Genomic DNA, 14349 nt, shown 5'->3' on the forward strand with positions numbered 1-14349 from the left:
GTGGAAGGAAACCAGGTATCTATTCCTAAGAATACAGGACCCACTACACCCTGACCGTTGGGTTCAGGTTTTTAGCGGCTAAACCGTTGGGTAGACATTAGTTGCTTTCGAGCATTTCAACACACGTGCTATCTTTCGAACAGGGATTTTCGCGTGCCTCCAGCGCTCAATCCTACGCCGTTACTCAATGCCGAGTCGCGAATACACTGCGCCCGTGCTATGATCTACTCATTAGTTAACTCATTATTTTATGTAATTTTTGCTATTGGAAATAGCGCACTCCAGCTACGATTTATGACCCTCATAGGAATTTGTGGTAAATTCCACGATCTCTTAGCTCTCTATCTAAATACGGGATCAATTTCTCAAAGACGAAGGCGCGCAGTGGGAGAAAGCTCGACTACCTTCAACCTTCTGTTAGAAGCGACACTTGCTTGCCCATTGTTCCACGCATAACGCAAGCAATCGAAACGGTGAAAGCGCCAAGCTTTGCAGACAACCTCGGCAACCTCTTGATCCTGGTACTGATCAGCTCGGAAAGTGAGACCGAACTCGCCAACCTGGCGCGTCGCCTCTCACTTGACGAACTGGTCAACAGATTGATGCCGCTGTTCAGCGGCGAAAACGTAAAGATCAGTGTCCATTCGTTACTTGGGTCATTAACTGGCAAGAAGCGGACACAGCACCAATTCGCCATGTCTGTGCCAAATGCTGCTCTCGCGTTAGTGTTCGTGATTGCAAAGCTGGTGATCAGCCAAGGAAGCCAGTACGTAGCAGTCTTCTGACACTCCGTCACCGTCACAGCCTTTGGAAATCCGACCCAGCTCTTTTTCAAGTGCCCTAAGCCGTTTGATCTTGGCCCGGACATTGGCAAGCTGAGAAACTGCTATTTTTGTTGCGGCTCGGCACGAGCGATCTGGGTGGTCTTGCAATTCGATAAGTTCAGATATCGCCTCCAGCGAGAAGCCAAGATCACGCGCGTGCTTAATGAAACTAAGGCGTTCCATTCCCGCCGCATCATACCGTCGCTGATTGCCTTCGGTACGTTCTGGCGCACTGAGTAACCCCATTTCCTCATAGTAACGAATAGTTGGAATCTTGACCTTTGTGCGCTTGGACAGGTCGCCAATCGAAAACATCAAATTACCCCTTGAACCTCTAGTCACTAGAGACACTACACTATGCTAAAGACAGATTCAAAGAGGCCTCCCTATGTCAGGATGTTGCGGACACGACGCCAAGTTTGACGGTGTTTCAGATGATTACAAAAGGCGATTGTGGATCGTTATTGCCCTTAATGCTACGATGTTCGTGGTCGAGATGACCGCAGGGCACTATGCGAAATCTCAGGCACTACAGGCCGACGCACTCGACTTTTTGGGAGATGCCCTGACCTACGGTATCTCTCTGGCTGTCATTGGCGCCTCAATTCGCGCGCGCACCAATGCTGCCCTAGCCAAAGGCCTCAGTCTTTTTCTGATGGGTTCATGGGTGTTCGGGTCGACCGTATATCGGGTGTTCTACGTCGGAGTTCCGGAGGCTGAAATCATGGGGGTGGTGGGGTTCCTTGCACTGCTTACAAACCTTGCCAGTGTTCTTCTGCTCGTCAGGTACAAAGATGGAGACGCGAATGTCCGCTCCGTCTGGCTTTGTTCTCGCAATGACGCCATCGGGAACGTAGCAGTGATGTTCGCCGCTCTCGGCGTATGGGGCACAGCCACAGGATGGCCTGACCTCATCGTTGCGACGATTATGGCAGGATTGTTTTTGTCGTCATCTGTACAAATCGTGCGTCAAGCTCTGGCGGAGCGGCGTGATAACAAGCTCCATCAACAGATTAGCGCCTAGCGGAATGAAACTACTGACGCCAAATTGAGCCAGAGCAAGGATATTGTTTTGTCAGGCGTTAGCGTTTTGATTGACTCGTTCACCTTTCATTCAATTAGCCAGCCCCGGCAAAAGATGATCGCACAATTTAGAAGACCGTGTTGCCAGCACGAAAATCCGACAACACAACGAAACCCGATTTTCTGGCGGCGGCGAAAATAGCAAACGAACAACTCGGTGTGAATGCGGGCCGTGCGAAGTTGCTCCGATGTGCGGATCGCACCCTCGAGATAAGCCGCGGCTAGCCAGTAGATATCCGAAATTTAAGGATACAATATCGGGCCAAGTGTCTGCGTCCAGAAATTAACGGCACAATGACATGAGCCAAGTCAAATGCATGAATAACATGAAATAGATTAGGATCAGAATATGATCTGTAAGTGAAATTATTTGAAACTTGCGCCTGCGGTCTTTTCAAAGACAAAGCAGTGCGTTTTTGCCGAATTCAGAGATACCTAATCCGCAATCTTTGATCACGGTTACACGCAAGTTCCTCGACCACCTCGTTTGCACTCAAGTTAAACTCTCTCACGAGATCCGTGATCTGGACCGGCTGAAAGCTATCAGCGTTCCGAACCAGTCTGCCGTCTTCAAAAGCGATAAACTCGTGAGACCTGCCACCCCAACGGACGATCCCACCGCATAGTCGCTGACTTTCCATATTGACCAGTTCGGCCACAGGGTCGGCAAAGAAATCGCTCCACTTAAGAAATCCAGTACTGACTGCCCGCGCCACTGCCTGTTCAATCGTCCGGCTTTTAAGCTTGGTGGTGATCGAAGCAGTCAGTGCCTCTACCATTCGCGAAGAATGCCCTGTCTGCCTGGCAATGGCAGACGGAATCAAACCCGACGCAAGCATCTTCAACACATCCAGCTCATCGCCGGACAGGGAATCCGAGGGAAAGTTGAAAACGGTTTCAATGACATCTAGGGCAAGCAGGTGCAGAACCTGTGCTTCATGGCGCAGGGCAGGGAGCATGCTCCCGACCAAGGCGTCCCAGTCGGAACGGGGCAGGTTGGAGGTAACCGTAAAGACGCCACGCTCCCCAAACGGATTGATAACCGGAATGGATAGTCCGTGCTGACCCACACCAAACTTTCTGGCGGCGTCAAACAGCGGTGCGTGTTCACGCTGGTCGTCAAATACAGCCCAGTCAATTGGAGCAATCATTGCGGCGCCAAACCGAATGAGGGGATCGACCAAAACTAGGTCGTTTTCGACGTAGTGCCGGACCCATTCGGCTGAGAACGTGGTGCAGCCGTGGACAACATTATGATGTTTGTCGATATGGGCGTAGGAGGCGTTTTCAAACCCAAACCTTTGGCAAATCTCCTGAAGGCGCGCCTCCCCAGTTTGCCTGAAGTCCAGTTCAGAATTGCCAATATCCGCGATTTTCATTGATAATCTTCCTGTTCCGCGTCGCCTTCGCGACCAAGTAGCAACCTAAAGCTGAACAAACCACTCGGGAATTCCCGTAGCCAATCATAGATTTGTATACAGTTCTGTTCTGGAGGCGGAAACAGAGCAAAATCTTGCCGATGAGGCGCATGAATTTGCGAAGCTGGCAACATACCAACGGGCAGGGTTTGAACAACGATCTCGTGTCCTAGTGAAGTCCATCCTCATCCTCCCGCGCCCTTCGGGCCAACAAACCCATGAAACTGGAAATCAGGTTCAACTCCCCGCGCTCATCTGCGTGCACCATACCGCGCAGGTATGCGCCCGGATTAACCACTGGCGGCAACCGTGGATCGTTCAGCCTCGCGTCTGTGATCAACCCGGCAAGGATTGCACCCATCACGGTCAATCGGTCAATCGCAGTATGCCAAGCCGAGGCATTGGCGCCTATCTCCGACAATCGCGACCAAACGCCGGTCTCAATGGCGTAGAGCGACGGGCTGGAATTTTGATCTCCGCCACTGGCGATATCGATATGCATGCGCAGCTCGGGTGAGGCCAGTTCATACAGGATGCGATTGTTCACCCGAGGCAGATTTTGGGGCTTGTGTGATATCGGATCCGTCGGATGATTGCTTTCTAAGCAATGCACAGGGCCATCAGGCCCGGAGCCAAAACAATTTGGTTCCGAGGCTTCAGCCGAGGACATTGTCATTTCGCCATCGGCGTTACAGGACAGAATCTTATCTTCAATTTGGTCTTGTATATGGCACCCGAAACAGGCTTCGGGTTCACCCGAAATTCCAGCGTGTTTTGCGACATGATCTTCGATCCGTTTCCAAAGGTCATGAGCCGCCTGAACATGTGATCTGAGGGCATCCAATGACAGGTATTTTAGCTTGTCAGCGCGCGGCCAGGATTGAAGCTCCTCCATCATGTCTTCCAGGCTTTCAGGAGGGCAGGGGAGTAAGAGAAGCACAGCCAGACTATGTTTCACATATCGGTAAAGCCGTGATCGATCCCCGCGCAGCTCGTCATGCTCTTTCTTCTCAGACTTGCTTTGCACGTCCGCTTCGAGCATCTCTGGAATGAGGTTCAGGGCAGGGGTCAGGAAGAGGCCAAGCCCTTTGCGCTTACAGCGCCCCCCATTTGCCCCCAGCCTGCGGTCAATCAATCCAATGGCTTCTAGCTCACGTTCGTGATTATGGATTGTTCGATCTGTCACGCCACGTCCGGCAATCAGTGTTTCCTGGCGCGCGTAGCAAAAGGGTTCCTGGGACGGGTCTCGAAACGCGCAGGGCGAGATCATGTCGATGATGATCTCCAATGTGCGAATACACTGGGCCGATGCGCCCCTGATTTGCGCATAGCTCACACAGAGTTGCCGAAACCTGTCACGGTTCCAGCCCTCGGGAAGACCGTTGTGGAAGCGTATGTTTTCGTGGTGGCGGGTAGATGCGATCTGCCGCAAGCTCATTGTTTTGGCTTCCTTTAGCAATGGTCAGTGTCGATATCGCGGCTTCGCGGGGCAGGGTGTTCGGAATGGTTCAACGGTCTCATGGTCTGCTTCTCATTGGGGAAGCAAGGCAGGTTGAACCTCAGCGAATAAACACAGAAAAACCGTTCGCACAGATGCGTCTATCCTTGTCAGTAGTTTTGGATTTTCCTATAAATCAGGTGATCAAAAGTGACTTAGGAAGATCCCCGCTGAGGCCCCGCCTTGCGGGGGTTTTTTGTTTTGGGATAAGGATGTTCCTCTGGCCAAGAAGGCCTGGTTGCCAATGTGGCTGGCGCGTTCACTGGCTTCTGAGGGGCAACGCATTCATCCACTGTGAAAACAACGTCAGTATCGGATGAGCTCGTATTCGCTGAACCCGAATATGTCGTTCCACTCGACACCAACGCCACGGAAATAGCTGGGAGGTTCACAGCGATTGCCCAGTGGCAGCCAAGGAGGGATTGGGGCAGGAGCGCGCTCGGACCATTGAAAGCTTACGTTGTCGTCATAGCTGCCAACGACCAGATCAAGCGAACGCTCGCAGTCGCCCTCTCGCGAACGACGGCGATAGCTGTAGTGGCGCACATCCCAAACCCTGATGGACCTCACAACGTCGAAATCGGAAGAGGAAAGATCGACGCTGATTGGCGTGGCTTGAAGACCGTCACCGTATTGGTTGTGAAGTGACGGGATCGCTTCCATCGAGATCGCTGCATCTACCACTAAGGTCTCAGCGGTTTCGTCAGATGGAAGCTCTGGAATAGGACTGGCACTGTTGCGTTTGATGGCGCCCAACCTTTCCATAGGACTCACGCCTGAGGAGCTTTCTGACGCGTTCATCGGACAGCGCCAGAGTTGGAGCGGAGGTTCGACCGGATAGGGTGTGACGCGCCGAATGAACTCCGCCTTGGCAGCGACGCAATCAGGCGAATTTGGCCAACCTCCGGCGAGGCAAAGGAATATGGCGCAGTCAATTGGATAGGCACGAGCCTGCGTGGCTGGCAGTGCAGCGAGTGCAACTGCAAGGGCCTTCGCGCGAGTTCGATTTCCGGATTTTGAGTGTTTCAAGATGGTCTCTCCTGCATGTGAATCGCCTAAGCAATACTCGGCCAATATGCCCCTGACAATCTAATATAGTATATTGGCGTGTTTTCTTATATTGACGTAGATTGTGTTTTAGTCCACAACTTTTGGATGTAGAAGACGGCCCATAGGGGGTCGTCATGGCGGACAACAAGAGACAATACACTGTGGTAACCATCGAGATGGTCCGGGGCCTGAAAGAAGATCAGGTTCCATTTACATGCCGCTACGAATTTATCGGACTCGCTTCCCTTGGACGACCTAAGTACCACTGCATTTATAGCTCTCCGAACTATGTCGGAGCCTTGTGCAAGTCGAAGATCTCTCGAGCGGGTGCTGAGCCCAGGGAGTTCGATCTTTGGCCGGGCCTTTTTAAGCATCACCAGGAATTTGGCGACGGGCGCATTCTCTGCGTCAAATCTGACTACACGATCGAGTCAATCACGCCGGCGGGTCTTGAAGCGGCGCAAGCTCTGGACGCGAAATCTAAAACCTGATCGGTCACGTTCGAGAACCCGGCTTCTCAAAATACTGGGACAGGGCGCATGAAACGGCTCTTGTTTCTCAGCACTGCGCTCGCGCCTTTGTTCATTGCTGCAGTTTGGATTGAACCAACCAAGCGAACAGAGACACTGAGCGCATCTGAGGTGATCGCCGTTGACGGTGACACAATCGACCATGGTGACGACCGGTATCGGCTTGTTGGGTTTGATGCGCCTGAGACCTACCGGCCGCAGTGCCTTGCGGAAAAGACTCTGGGATTAGAAGCGAAAGCAAGGCTGACAGAGCTCATCCAGTCGGCGGACCAGATAGAGCTGGTCATCCAACCAGATCTGGACGCCCATGACCGCTTCCTAGCGGTTGGGCGTGTCGCTGGGCAGGAGGTCGGGTCCATCCTGATTTCCGAGGGTCTCGCGCGCCCATACTCCGGCGGCAAACGCCGGTCCTGGTGCGGCTGAAGGAAAGGATCAAACAACGATTTAATGACAACAGAACAAAACCACTGAGAAATAAGCAGTCCTGTCGATTGCGCCAACAATCGACAGGACAAGAAACGCCCCAAATCCATCCGGGCATTCCTCCAACATCAAGAGAGAACTGTACTATGGTAAAAACAGTAGTCCTAGATGCCGATCCTAGATCGGACAGCACCGCGCCAGAGTCAATGGGTGCGGACCCTGGACAACATATCTGCGCCTCCGACCGCTTAGCGCTGTCTGGCGATTGAGGCGAGCGGGACATCCCGACATTTCAGTCAGACCTTCCGGCTGATTGATCCGAGCTGAACGCTGGCTTTCTACGAAGCTAGCGAAGGGCTCAGTGCTGTGTTCCGGCATCCAATTTCCTGCTGCTCAGATGATCCGAAACCGAACCCCATAATAGTAATTATGTAAAAACTACTGACCTATTTTTGAAAGGCGGAAAGGTGATCACAGTGGCCTTCGACACTATCGAAAGCAAGATTGATCGGCGCTGGGTGCCTGCCGCCCAGAGCTTCGAGCAAGCCCGTAAGGACATTCTCACCGTAATCCGCCACCTTGCCGGAGAACGGCCAACCATCAAGCGCGCAATGCGCGAATACTGGCTGGAAAGCGATGCCCGCGCCACGGCTTTCGGGATCGCGCTCGAAATGTTCCATGTCCTCAATGATCTTGGGTATGTCCGTGCAAATCGGCTCTACAAAGCCTTGAAGCTGCACGCGGACGTTAACAAGGCGTTGGGTCCGAAAGAGCTGTTCCGCTTCGCTTCACCGGAAAAGGCCGCTGCGCTCATCCAAAGCAGCAGCCGAGCGGACTATGCCAGCTCATACGCAACCCTGAAATTCGGTTGCGACCTGTCAGGCACAATCGACGCCGACACAGCGCGCGACGTTCTGAACCGGCATGAAGCCCTTTGGTTCGTTTACCCAAACGCCACCTATCACGTTCACCTGATCCGCGAAGGTGTCTGGCTGGACATCGTTATGCCGCTTGAAGTGGTCGATGAGCTGCGCCTTGACGTGGATTTCGCAATGCAAATCCGACAAGCGGAACTTGATGCGCAGGGAGCTTTGTCATGAACAAGCCTGCGCGCAAAGTTCTTCCTGATCGTCGGCTGGCTGAAACACGCCGCGTTGAAACTCCGCAAGGGCACACTGCCTTTGTCACCATCGGGTATGATCCGGCGTCGCCAATCAAACCCCGTGAAGTGTTCTATAGCGGTGGTTTTCGCTCTGGCAGCGACCTCGAATACCATCTGCATGATCTGTGCGTTCTGATTTCGCTGTTGCTGCAGCACGGCGTAGCAGCTTCGTTTCTGTCGCGCTCTATCGCTCGCAAGACTTCGGCCCTTGGTGGCGAAGAATACGCAAGTCTCGCAGGCTGGTTGGTGGATGCTGTCAGCATTCCGCCGTCCTGGACTGATGAGTACGTGGCCGCGACCGGCGACGAACAGAACCCCTCCAATTCCTCGCCAACTCAAGCAAAGGAGAAATCCGAATGATCGCAGCAATGCGGCCCCTTCTGCTCGTCTCCACGGCATTTGTGGCGACCGGCGCAAGCGCCCAGGTCATCGAGTATGAACCGGATGGCAGCGTGTTTCTCAACGGTGCGCGGGCAGAAATCGTCAACGGCGTCGTTCGCCCAATCAAGATGCGTGAGTACACGCTTGACGAAAAACCGGAAGCGCCGAAGGCCAAGCCACAGGAAAAGATCGAGATTGCGGGCAAGGCACCGCGGCCTCGCAAATCCTCGGGCGGCTGGTCACAGGAGCGCATCGTCAAAGAAATCCACGCAGCGGCGGAACGGCATGACATTCCGGCCGAGTTGTTCATGGCACTGGTCTGGCAGGAAAGCCGGTATCGCGCTGATGCTCTGTCGCCCAAGGGTGCCTATGGCTTCGCACAGCTCATGCCCGGAACGGCAAAAGACCTGGGCGTGAATCCAAAGAACCCTGCAGAAAATCTCGACGGTGGTGCCCGCTATTTGGCGGCGCAGTACCGCGAGTTCGGAACCTGGAAGCTGGCGCTTGCCGCCTACAACGCCGGGCCTCACCGCGTCGTCGAATATGGCGGCGTCCCCCCCTTCACCGAAACCCGCAACTACGTGCGGATCATCCTAAGCAAAGTGAGTAAAGACCTATGAAAAGAACCCACTTCTACCAGCAGATGGCGTTTTTCGCGATCACTGCGTTCATCATCACAGCAGCGCCCGCCTCCGCTGGCTGGCTGCAAGATGCCATTGGCGATTTCATCAACGAAACGCTGGCCGACTCGAAGGTCGTTGGCGTCAGCCTTGCCGCTGTCGGCTTCATCTGGGGCTGTCTCGCCTACGTGTTCGGCTGGGGTTCGCTGAAAGGCCCGGTAATCGCTATCGTCGTCGGCGCTGTTATCGGCCTCGCTGATACATTCATCGGAGGCTGATTGATGCCGCGCCGCAATACGGTCTTTCGCGGCCTGAGCCGCCCCGCAGAATGGGGCGGCTTACCCGTGATCTATCTGCTGGTGATCCTCGGGATGACCATGCTTTCGTTCTTCATGTTCGGGATAGCACCAGCAATCATTGCGGGTTTTGTTTTCTATACCGGGCTTCGCCTCTTTTACGAATGGGAACCGGCTTTCTTCCGCGTCCTTTCCGTAACCCTTTCCAAAACTCCGCGCACCAAAAACCGCCAGCATCATGGGGGAGATTACTATAGTGCCTAAGCCTGCTGCACAGGATTTGTGGACCCTTGCCCGCTCGTTGATCGAGCCGAGCTGGCGCAAGGATGAAATGAGCCTCTTTCAGATGTTGCCGTATGGCTATGTCGTGGACGATGAGGTCATTTCCACACGCAACGGTGGCCTTATCGCCGCTGCAGAAATCACCGGAATCAACGCAAACACGCTGGACGAAAACGAGTTCGAGTTCCTGGCCGAACGGTTTGAGCGTGTGTTGCGCACAACACCTAATGAGGTGGCTTTTTATGTTCATCGACTGACCGTCCCGGCTGAGACGGGTCATGTCATCACAGATCCAACCGGCTTTGCCGGTGCAGTGGCGCAGGCCATGCGCTCAGCGTCCGTCGATGCAGAGTTGAAAGAACGCAAGATCATCATCAGCGCCATTCTGCAAAAGCGGCAGGATGAGCGGGCAAAACAGATGTTCGGCATGTCGTCTGGAACGATAGACGAGGAGCGCCGCGAAATGATCGAACAGCTCGACGGTGTTTTCACAACACTGGCGGGCACGCTGGGCGAAAGCCGGGTGCGCCGGCTGAAGCTCAGCGAGGGGCGTTGGCTCGGCTATTATGGAATGCTGTTGAACGGTCGGTATCAGCCGATCATTCACACGAACATTGCAGAACCCATCGCCTTCAACATGCCGCAAGAGGATGTGCTGTTTCAGGGCAAGACCGGCAAACTGGTCACGGGCGACGATCAGGAACGCTCCATTCGTGTCTATTCCCTGAAGAATTACCCGATGGCTTCGTTCCCCGGCATCTTCGACGGGCTGGACCTGCCGGTTGACGTTGTGATTTCGCAATCCTTCCTGCCGATCAGCCGCGCCCAGGCGCAGGAAATGGAACGCCGCAAGTCGGGACAAATGCGCTCGGCAGGCGACAAGGCAAAGTCTCTCGAAGAGGATTTGTCCATTCTGGCGGACGGCATTGCCTCCGGCACCATGTCACTCGGCAAGCACCACCTGTCGATCTGCGTGTTCGGGAATGAGGAAGATCTGAAAACCGCCGAAAAGCACATCGTCGGTGAAATTCAGATTACGGGTGGCACAGTGAAGCGCGAAGCGATGTCGGCCCGTGCGGTGTATTTCGCGCAGCACCCCGGCAATTTCGCATTCCGCCCCCGTGAAGAACTGATCACGGACCAAAACTTTGCGGACATGGTTGCGTTCCACATGCGGCCCAAAGGGCTGGAAGCTGAAAAGCTTCCTTGGCCGGGGCCGATGGCGACGTTCCCGACTACGCACGGGGACAGATACGATGTTTCGCTGCACCTTCCCAAGACGAGCAACGACCCCGAGAATCTGCCCTCCGGCCACACAATCGTTCTGGGACCAAACGGTTCGGGTAAAACCGTGATTGCGATGCTTTTGGCGACCACAGCCGTTGCTCAGGGCGCACGGATCATCGCATTTGATAAAGATCGGGCGATGGAAGCCCCGATGCGGGCGCTCGGCGCACAGTACACCCGCGTGCGGGTGGGCGAACCCACTGGCATGAACCCGTTCCAAACGGAAACGGATGAGGCCGGTCAAAGCTGGCTGGCAAATTGGGTTACAGCTCTGATGAGCTACGACGAAAAACTGACAGCCGAACAGAAAGACGAGATTACCCAGGCGTGTCAGGCAAACGCGACGTTGCCGCCGCAACTGCAGAACTTCGATTCACTGGTGGAGCGGTTCAGAGCCTTTGATGATGGTAAGAACCTCTTCAAGCGCGCGAGTGAATGGGCGGGCGACGGTCGGTTGTCCTGGATGTTTGGCGAGGGTGGCACAGATCCTTTTGCCTCTGACGATCGGCATCTTGTGTTCGATATTTCCGAGGTTCTGGATGACGAGTTGGTCCGGTTGGCGTGGATCAGCTACGTCATGCGCCAGATCGAACGCCGTTGTGCCGCGAGAGTGCCCACTGTCTTTGTGATTGATGAAGCCTGGGTGATTGCTGGCAATCCCTACGGCGCGAAAATCCTCAAAAACGCTTACACCACTTATCGGAAGCTGAACGTCATGATGATGATGATGACGCAGATCCCCGATCACATCCTGTCGTCAGCGGCAAGTAAGTCGATCCTGGAAAACACCAGCACGCAGCTCTTGTTCCCCTCTCGATCCGGCAATGAAGCGGATTACCGGGCAATCGGCTTGAACGATTCAGAGCTTGGTGCGCTGAGGGCGCACTTTGGCGACCGCGTAATGCTCATGAAGAAAGGTGATGAGAGTGTTTGGCTCGATGTCGATGTCGGCGCTCTCGGCCCGCTTCTTCGTGTTCTGAGTGGATCAGACGGGAAATCGTTCCCTGATCCTGACTGGCGACAAAACCCCAACTTCTGGAAGGAAATCACATGAAAACCCGCCTTGTAATCGCCCTTGTTGTTCTGGCCGCCGTCTCGGCCTGCACCAGCACCTATTCGGGCTATCGCAGCAAATGCGCCTGCGACTTTGAGCGCATGACCCCCCCTGAAAACTTGGAGCTTGTCTGATGAATATTTCAAAGAAATTCCGCACAACCATTGCTGTTTCAGTTCTGGCCGCCCTGCCAGTTATGACGGCAGCCCAAGGTGTTCCGACCATCGACGCCACGGCCATTGCACAGGACGCAGCCAATTCGGCCCGCGAAGTCGCGGAAATGGTCCGCCAATACGAACAGCTGATGCAACAATATGAGAAGCTCGAGCAGCAGAGGGCACTGCTCGAAAACTCCCTCAAAACCATCAGTGGTCTGACGGATCTGGACCAGTTCAACAGCCGCAGCTTTCTGAAACTGGCAACGGCAGCTGACACGCTTGGATACGCCTTGAACGCGACCGAAGATACGATTGGCGATCTTCCAGGCGTCGCCGGACTCGCGATGGAACGCCGATCAATCAGCCTGGGGCTGAACAATGGAATCCTTAAAGAATTCAGTACGTCAGACGTGCCAGCCCGGCGCATTCTCTCGGAGCGAGGTGGCGCTGGCTTGATGGCATCGGCCTTGGGTGAGAATGGCTATGACATGGCCGGTCAGCTCTCCGAAGATGCAGAAAAGCTGCGCGGTGAAATCGGTCAGCAAGAAGATCTGAAGGATGCAATCGACTACAATACGGCGGTTCTCCTTAAACTCCTTCAGGTTGAAATTGAAATCTTACGCGCAACCTCGGCTAATGCTCTGGCGTCGGGCACGGATCTGGCTGCAACCGCTGCCGATCTTTCGACACTCAGCAACTATGTACGAGGAACCTCACAATGAAACTCCGCTCAACTCTCATCCTGACCATTGCAGCCGCCGCCGTTATGTCGGGGGCTGCATCGGCACAGGTGAAGCTGCGCCCATCACCCAAGGTCGATATGCCGTTCGGTGAATATCGTAAGTGCCTTGGGTACTCGGGTGCGCGTGAGTACGGTCGTCAATTCGTCAAAAACGATCAAGCGCGCATGGCCGAAGCGGGCCAATCCGCAGACAAGCAGCCTCTTGTGACCAACTGGTCGGTGGTGATCCTGAATGAACAGGTCATCGCTGCGCACGAGGCCACCATCGAGCAATGCATTCTGCGCAAATCTGGCGAGACCTTCAGCACCGAATGTCCGCTGGGCGGTTTAAGCCGTGAGGACGCCGCCCAAAAGGTCGGAGCTGACCAAGACGAGTTTTGGACCCAACCGTCCGACAATCTTGCCGCGCTGAAAAAAGAGCAACGGACCCGTCTGGAAGCTCTGCGCCCTGCAATTGAGGAGGCTTGTGGGCCGTGATCCAAGATTTCGTCAGCTCGATTGAGGCTGCGCTAAATAACTTCTCGCAGCAAGCATACAACAGCCTGGCGGCGGATCTAGCATCCGCCCTCTGGGCAATAGCCGCGCTGATCTTCGTGGCAATGCTGATCAACGGTGTGCTTCAAATCCGAGAAATCGGGTTTGGTGGCTATGTCGGCTGGATCATTCGGGCGACGATCATCATTGGTATGGCTTCTAGCTGGAGCTTCTTTCAACCCATTTATCAGGGCATTTCGAGCCTCCCAGACACGATTGCCGGAGAACTGACCGGCACAACAAATGTCTGGGAAGCACTCGATGACATTGCGCTTCAGTGTTTCTTGATGGGCCAGCAGGCTATTGAAAACGCAACCTGGGGTCTGAGCATCACCGGGGCTATTCTCTGGGTTGTTGGGGCTGTCATCGTTGCTTTTGGCACCGGCATGGCGCTGATCGCAAAAGGCGGTCTAGCGGTCCTGCTGGGTCTAGCGCCTGTTTTCATCGCAACGCTGCTCAGCTCGGCAACAGCCAATATCTTCGCAGCCTGGGCGAAAACGACTGTTGGCCTGATCATGGTCATCGTCGTTCTGACAGGCATCGTTTCTCTTATTCAGGCCCTTTTCAGCTCCGAACTGACCGCTGTTGAGGATGTGAACAATATGGAGGCCAGTGGCCGGTTTTTGGCGATCTGCATTGTTTCAATCGTGATGCTCACGCAGATCCCGTCGCTCGCGGGCGGGATGTCGGGTGCAATCGTTTCGGCATCCTCGGGTCTTGCCGTGGCAACTGGTGCTGCAGCAGCCGCAAGAAGTGCATTGGGCACTGCAAGCGACGGCGCAAGGGGTGCAGTAGCCGGTGGGAAAACTGCCGCTGCTATGGCTTCCGCAGCACGTGACGGGACTGGCGTTCGTGACAGCGCGTCTCGCGCAATGCAAGCGCGTCGGGACATAGCGCACAGAGCCCGAAATCAGGATGGGGCAGCTCGTCAGAGCTACGCCGCTGACCGTTACCGGCAGAGCATTCGACAAGCTCGCGCCAATAAATCTTCATAAATCGAGGTACAG

General features: G+C 54.6%; 18 protein-coding genes and 1 pseudogene. 14 read left to right on the plus strand and 5 right to left on the minus strand.

From position 1 onward, the window contains the following. Positions 1 to 99: 99 nt before the first annotated feature. Positions 100 to 207, minus strand: a pseudogene (locus ACR0IU_RS21045) (helix-turn-helix domain-containing protein); the annotation flags it as partial. Positions 208 to 434: 227 nt separating this feature from the next. Here ACR0IU_RS21045 and ACR0IU_RS21050 point away from each other — a divergent pair. Then, positions 435 to 785 carry a hypothetical protein gene (locus ACR0IU_RS21050; RefSeq protein ID WP_170474391.1) on the plus strand — a complete coding sequence of 117 codons (351 nt, stop codon included), beginning with the start codon at positions 435 to 437 and terminating at the stop codon, positions 783 to 785. Here the strand turns inward: ACR0IU_RS21050 and ACR0IU_RS21055 are convergent. Continuing rightward, entirely contained in the window at positions 723 to 1139 is a 417-nt protein-coding gene (locus tag ACR0IU_RS21055; protein WP_170474389.1) for a MerR family transcriptional regulator, read from the minus strand. The genes ACR0IU_RS21050 and ACR0IU_RS21055 overlap by 63 nt on opposite strands. Before the next feature lie 73 nt (positions 1140 to 1212). Between ACR0IU_RS21055 and ACR0IU_RS21060 the strand changes: the two genes are divergently transcribed. Beyond that, positions 1213 to 1848, plus strand: a complete 636-nt coding sequence (locus ACR0IU_RS21060; RefSeq protein ID WP_170474386.1) for a cation diffusion facilitator family transporter — start codon at positions 1213 to 1215, stop codon at positions 1846 to 1848. Positions 1849 to 2332: 484 nt separating this feature from the next. Here the strand turns inward: ACR0IU_RS21060 and ACR0IU_RS21065 are convergent, their stop codons facing one another. From ACR0IU_RS21065 to ACR0IU_RS21075, 3 genes are all read right to left on the minus strand, one after another. After that, the gene (locus tag ACR0IU_RS21065) at positions 2333 to 3286 is read right to left on the minus strand and encodes an autoinducer binding domain-containing protein (RefSeq protein ID WP_170474383.1); all 954 of its coding nucleotides are present in this window, start codon (positions 3284 to 3286) and stop codon (positions 2333 to 2335) included. 208 nt (positions 3287 to 3494) lie between these two features. Further along, entirely contained in the window at positions 3495 to 4763 is a 1269-nt protein-coding gene (locus tag ACR0IU_RS21070; protein ID WP_170474380.1) for a helix-turn-helix domain-containing protein, read from the minus strand. A gap of 366 nt (positions 4764 to 5129) precedes the next feature. After that, positions 5130 to 5852, minus strand: coding sequence for a hypothetical protein (locus ACR0IU_RS21075; protein WP_480717637.1), 723 nt, complete (start codon positions 5850 to 5852; stop codon positions 5130 to 5132). A gap of 155 nt (positions 5853 to 6007) precedes the next feature. On the opposite strand from ACR0IU_RS21075, the gene ACR0IU_RS21080 reads away from it, so the two are divergent. The 12 genes from ACR0IU_RS21080 (at position 6008) to ACR0IU_RS21135 (ending at position 14337) form a co-directional block, all read left to right on the plus strand. Continuing rightward, positions 6008 to 6364, plus strand: a complete 357-nt coding sequence (locus ACR0IU_RS21080; RefSeq protein WP_170474374.1) for a hypothetical protein — start codon at positions 6008 to 6010, stop codon at positions 6362 to 6364. A gap of 48 nt (positions 6365 to 6412) precedes the next feature. Next, positions 6413 to 6826: a thermonuclease family protein gene (locus ACR0IU_RS21085; protein ID WP_170474371.1), complete on the plus strand. Its 414-nt coding sequence runs from the start codon at positions 6413 to 6415 to the stop codon at positions 6824 to 6826. Positions 6827 to 7293: 467 nt separating this feature from the next. Next, entirely contained in the window at positions 7294 to 7926 is a 633-nt protein-coding gene (locus tag ACR0IU_RS21090) for a hypothetical protein (protein WP_480522658.1), read from the plus strand. Next, positions 7923 to 8348 carry a TSCPD domain-containing protein gene (locus ACR0IU_RS21095; RefSeq protein ID WP_152460687.1) on the plus strand — a complete coding sequence of 142 codons (426 nt, stop codon included), beginning with the start codon at positions 7923 to 7925 and terminating at the stop codon, positions 8346 to 8348. The genes ACR0IU_RS21090 and ACR0IU_RS21095 overlap by 4 nt, the downstream gene beginning before the upstream one ends. Further along, positions 8345 to 8989 carry a lytic transglycosylase domain-containing protein gene (locus ACR0IU_RS21100; protein ID WP_480522656.1) on the plus strand — a complete coding sequence of 215 codons (645 nt, stop codon included), beginning with the start codon at positions 8345 to 8347 and terminating at the stop codon, positions 8987 to 8989. The genes ACR0IU_RS21095 and ACR0IU_RS21100 overlap by 4 nt, the downstream gene beginning before the upstream one ends. After that, complete coding sequence (locus ACR0IU_RS21105; protein ID WP_152460685.1) at positions 8986 to 9267, plus strand: HAD family hydrolase; 282 nt, start codon at positions 8986 to 8988, stop codon at positions 9265 to 9267. Before ACR0IU_RS21100 ends, ACR0IU_RS21105 begins: the two co-directional genes overlap by 4 nt. A gap of 3 nt (positions 9268 to 9270) precedes the next feature. Next, positions 9271 to 9549, plus strand: a complete 279-nt coding sequence (locus tag ACR0IU_RS21110) for a VirB3 family type IV secretion system protein (protein ID WP_152460684.1) — start codon at positions 9271 to 9273, stop codon at positions 9547 to 9549. Next, positions 9542 to 11908, plus strand: coding sequence for a VirB4 family type IV secretion/conjugal transfer ATPase (locus ACR0IU_RS21115; RefSeq protein ID WP_480717638.1), 2367 nt, complete (start codon positions 9542 to 9544; stop codon positions 11906 to 11908). The genes ACR0IU_RS21110 and ACR0IU_RS21115 overlap by 8 nt, the downstream gene beginning before the upstream one ends. Beyond that, positions 11905 to 12042 (plus strand): hypothetical protein, encoded by a 138-nt coding sequence (locus ACR0IU_RS21120; RefSeq protein ID WP_170417970.1) that lies wholly within the window; start codon positions 11905 to 11907, stop codon positions 12040 to 12042. The genes ACR0IU_RS21115 and ACR0IU_RS21120 overlap by 4 nt, the downstream gene beginning before the upstream one ends. After that, complete coding sequence (locus ACR0IU_RS21125) at positions 12042 to 12788, plus strand: type IV secretion system protein (RefSeq protein ID WP_480717639.1); 747 nt, start codon at positions 12042 to 12044, stop codon at positions 12786 to 12788. Before ACR0IU_RS21120 ends, ACR0IU_RS21125 begins: the two co-directional genes overlap by 1 nt. Further along, positions 12785 to 13285, plus strand: coding sequence for a hypothetical protein (locus ACR0IU_RS21130; RefSeq protein ID WP_152460681.1), 501 nt, complete (start codon positions 12785 to 12787; stop codon positions 13283 to 13285). Before ACR0IU_RS21125 ends, ACR0IU_RS21130 begins: the two co-directional genes overlap by 4 nt. After that, complete coding sequence (locus ACR0IU_RS21135) at positions 13282 to 14337, plus strand: TrbL/VirB6 family protein (RefSeq protein ID WP_152460680.1); 1056 nt, start codon at positions 13282 to 13284, stop codon at positions 14335 to 14337. The genes ACR0IU_RS21130 and ACR0IU_RS21135 overlap by 4 nt, the downstream gene beginning before the upstream one ends. Positions 14338 to 14349 lie beyond the last annotated feature (12 nt).

It is taken from the genome of Ruegeria sp. CL5, from assembly GCF_056536485.1.

Excerpts from the sequence above, each read along its gene's own strand:
- ACR0IU_RS21060 (WP_170474386.1), top strand. The coding sequence starts at position 1,213 with ATGTCAGGATGTTGCGGACACGACGCCAAGTTTGACGGTGTTTCAGAT.
- ACR0IU_RS21110 (WP_152460684.1), top strand. The coding sequence starts at position 9,271 with ATGCCGCGCCGCAATACGGTCTTTCGCGGCCTGAGCCGCCCCGCAGAA.
- ACR0IU_RS21055 (WP_170474389.1), bottom strand. The coding sequence starts at position 1,139 with ATGTTTTCGATTGGCGACCTGTCCAAGCGCACAAAGGTCAAGATTCCA.
- ACR0IU_RS21080 (WP_170474374.1), top strand. The coding sequence starts at position 6,008 with ATGGCGGACAACAAGAGACAATACACTGTGGTAACCATCGAGATGGTC.
- ACR0IU_RS21125 (WP_480717639.1), top strand. The coding sequence starts at position 12,042 with ATGAATATTTCAAAGAAATTCCGCACAACCATTGCTGTTTCAGTTCTG.
- ACR0IU_RS21070 (WP_170474380.1), bottom strand. The coding sequence starts at position 4,763 with ATGAGCTTGCGGCAGATCGCATCTACCCGCCACCACGAAAACATACGC.
- ACR0IU_RS21085 (WP_170474371.1), top strand. The coding sequence starts at position 6,413 with ATGAAACGGCTCTTGTTTCTCAGCACTGCGCTCGCGCCTTTGTTCATT.
- ACR0IU_RS21130 (WP_152460681.1), top strand. The coding sequence starts at position 12,785 with ATGAAACTCCGCTCAACTCTCATCCTGACCATTGCAGCCGCCGCCGTT.
- ACR0IU_RS21105 (WP_152460685.1), top strand. The coding sequence starts at position 8,986 with ATGAAAAGAACCCACTTCTACCAGCAGATGGCGTTTTTCGCGATCACT.
- ACR0IU_RS21100 (WP_480522656.1), top strand. The coding sequence starts at position 8,345 with ATGATCGCAGCAATGCGGCCCCTTCTGCTCGTCTCCACGGCATTTGTG.
- ACR0IU_RS21120 (WP_170417970.1), top strand. The coding sequence starts at position 11,905 with ATGAAAACCCGCCTTGTAATCGCCCTTGTTGTTCTGGCCGCCGTCTCG.
- ACR0IU_RS21065 (WP_170474383.1), bottom strand. The coding sequence starts at position 3,286 with ATGAAAATCGCGGATATTGGCAATTCTGAACTGGACTTCAGGCAAACT.
- ACR0IU_RS21095 (WP_152460687.1), top strand. The coding sequence starts at position 7,923 with ATGAACAAGCCTGCGCGCAAAGTTCTTCCTGATCGTCGGCTGGCTGAA.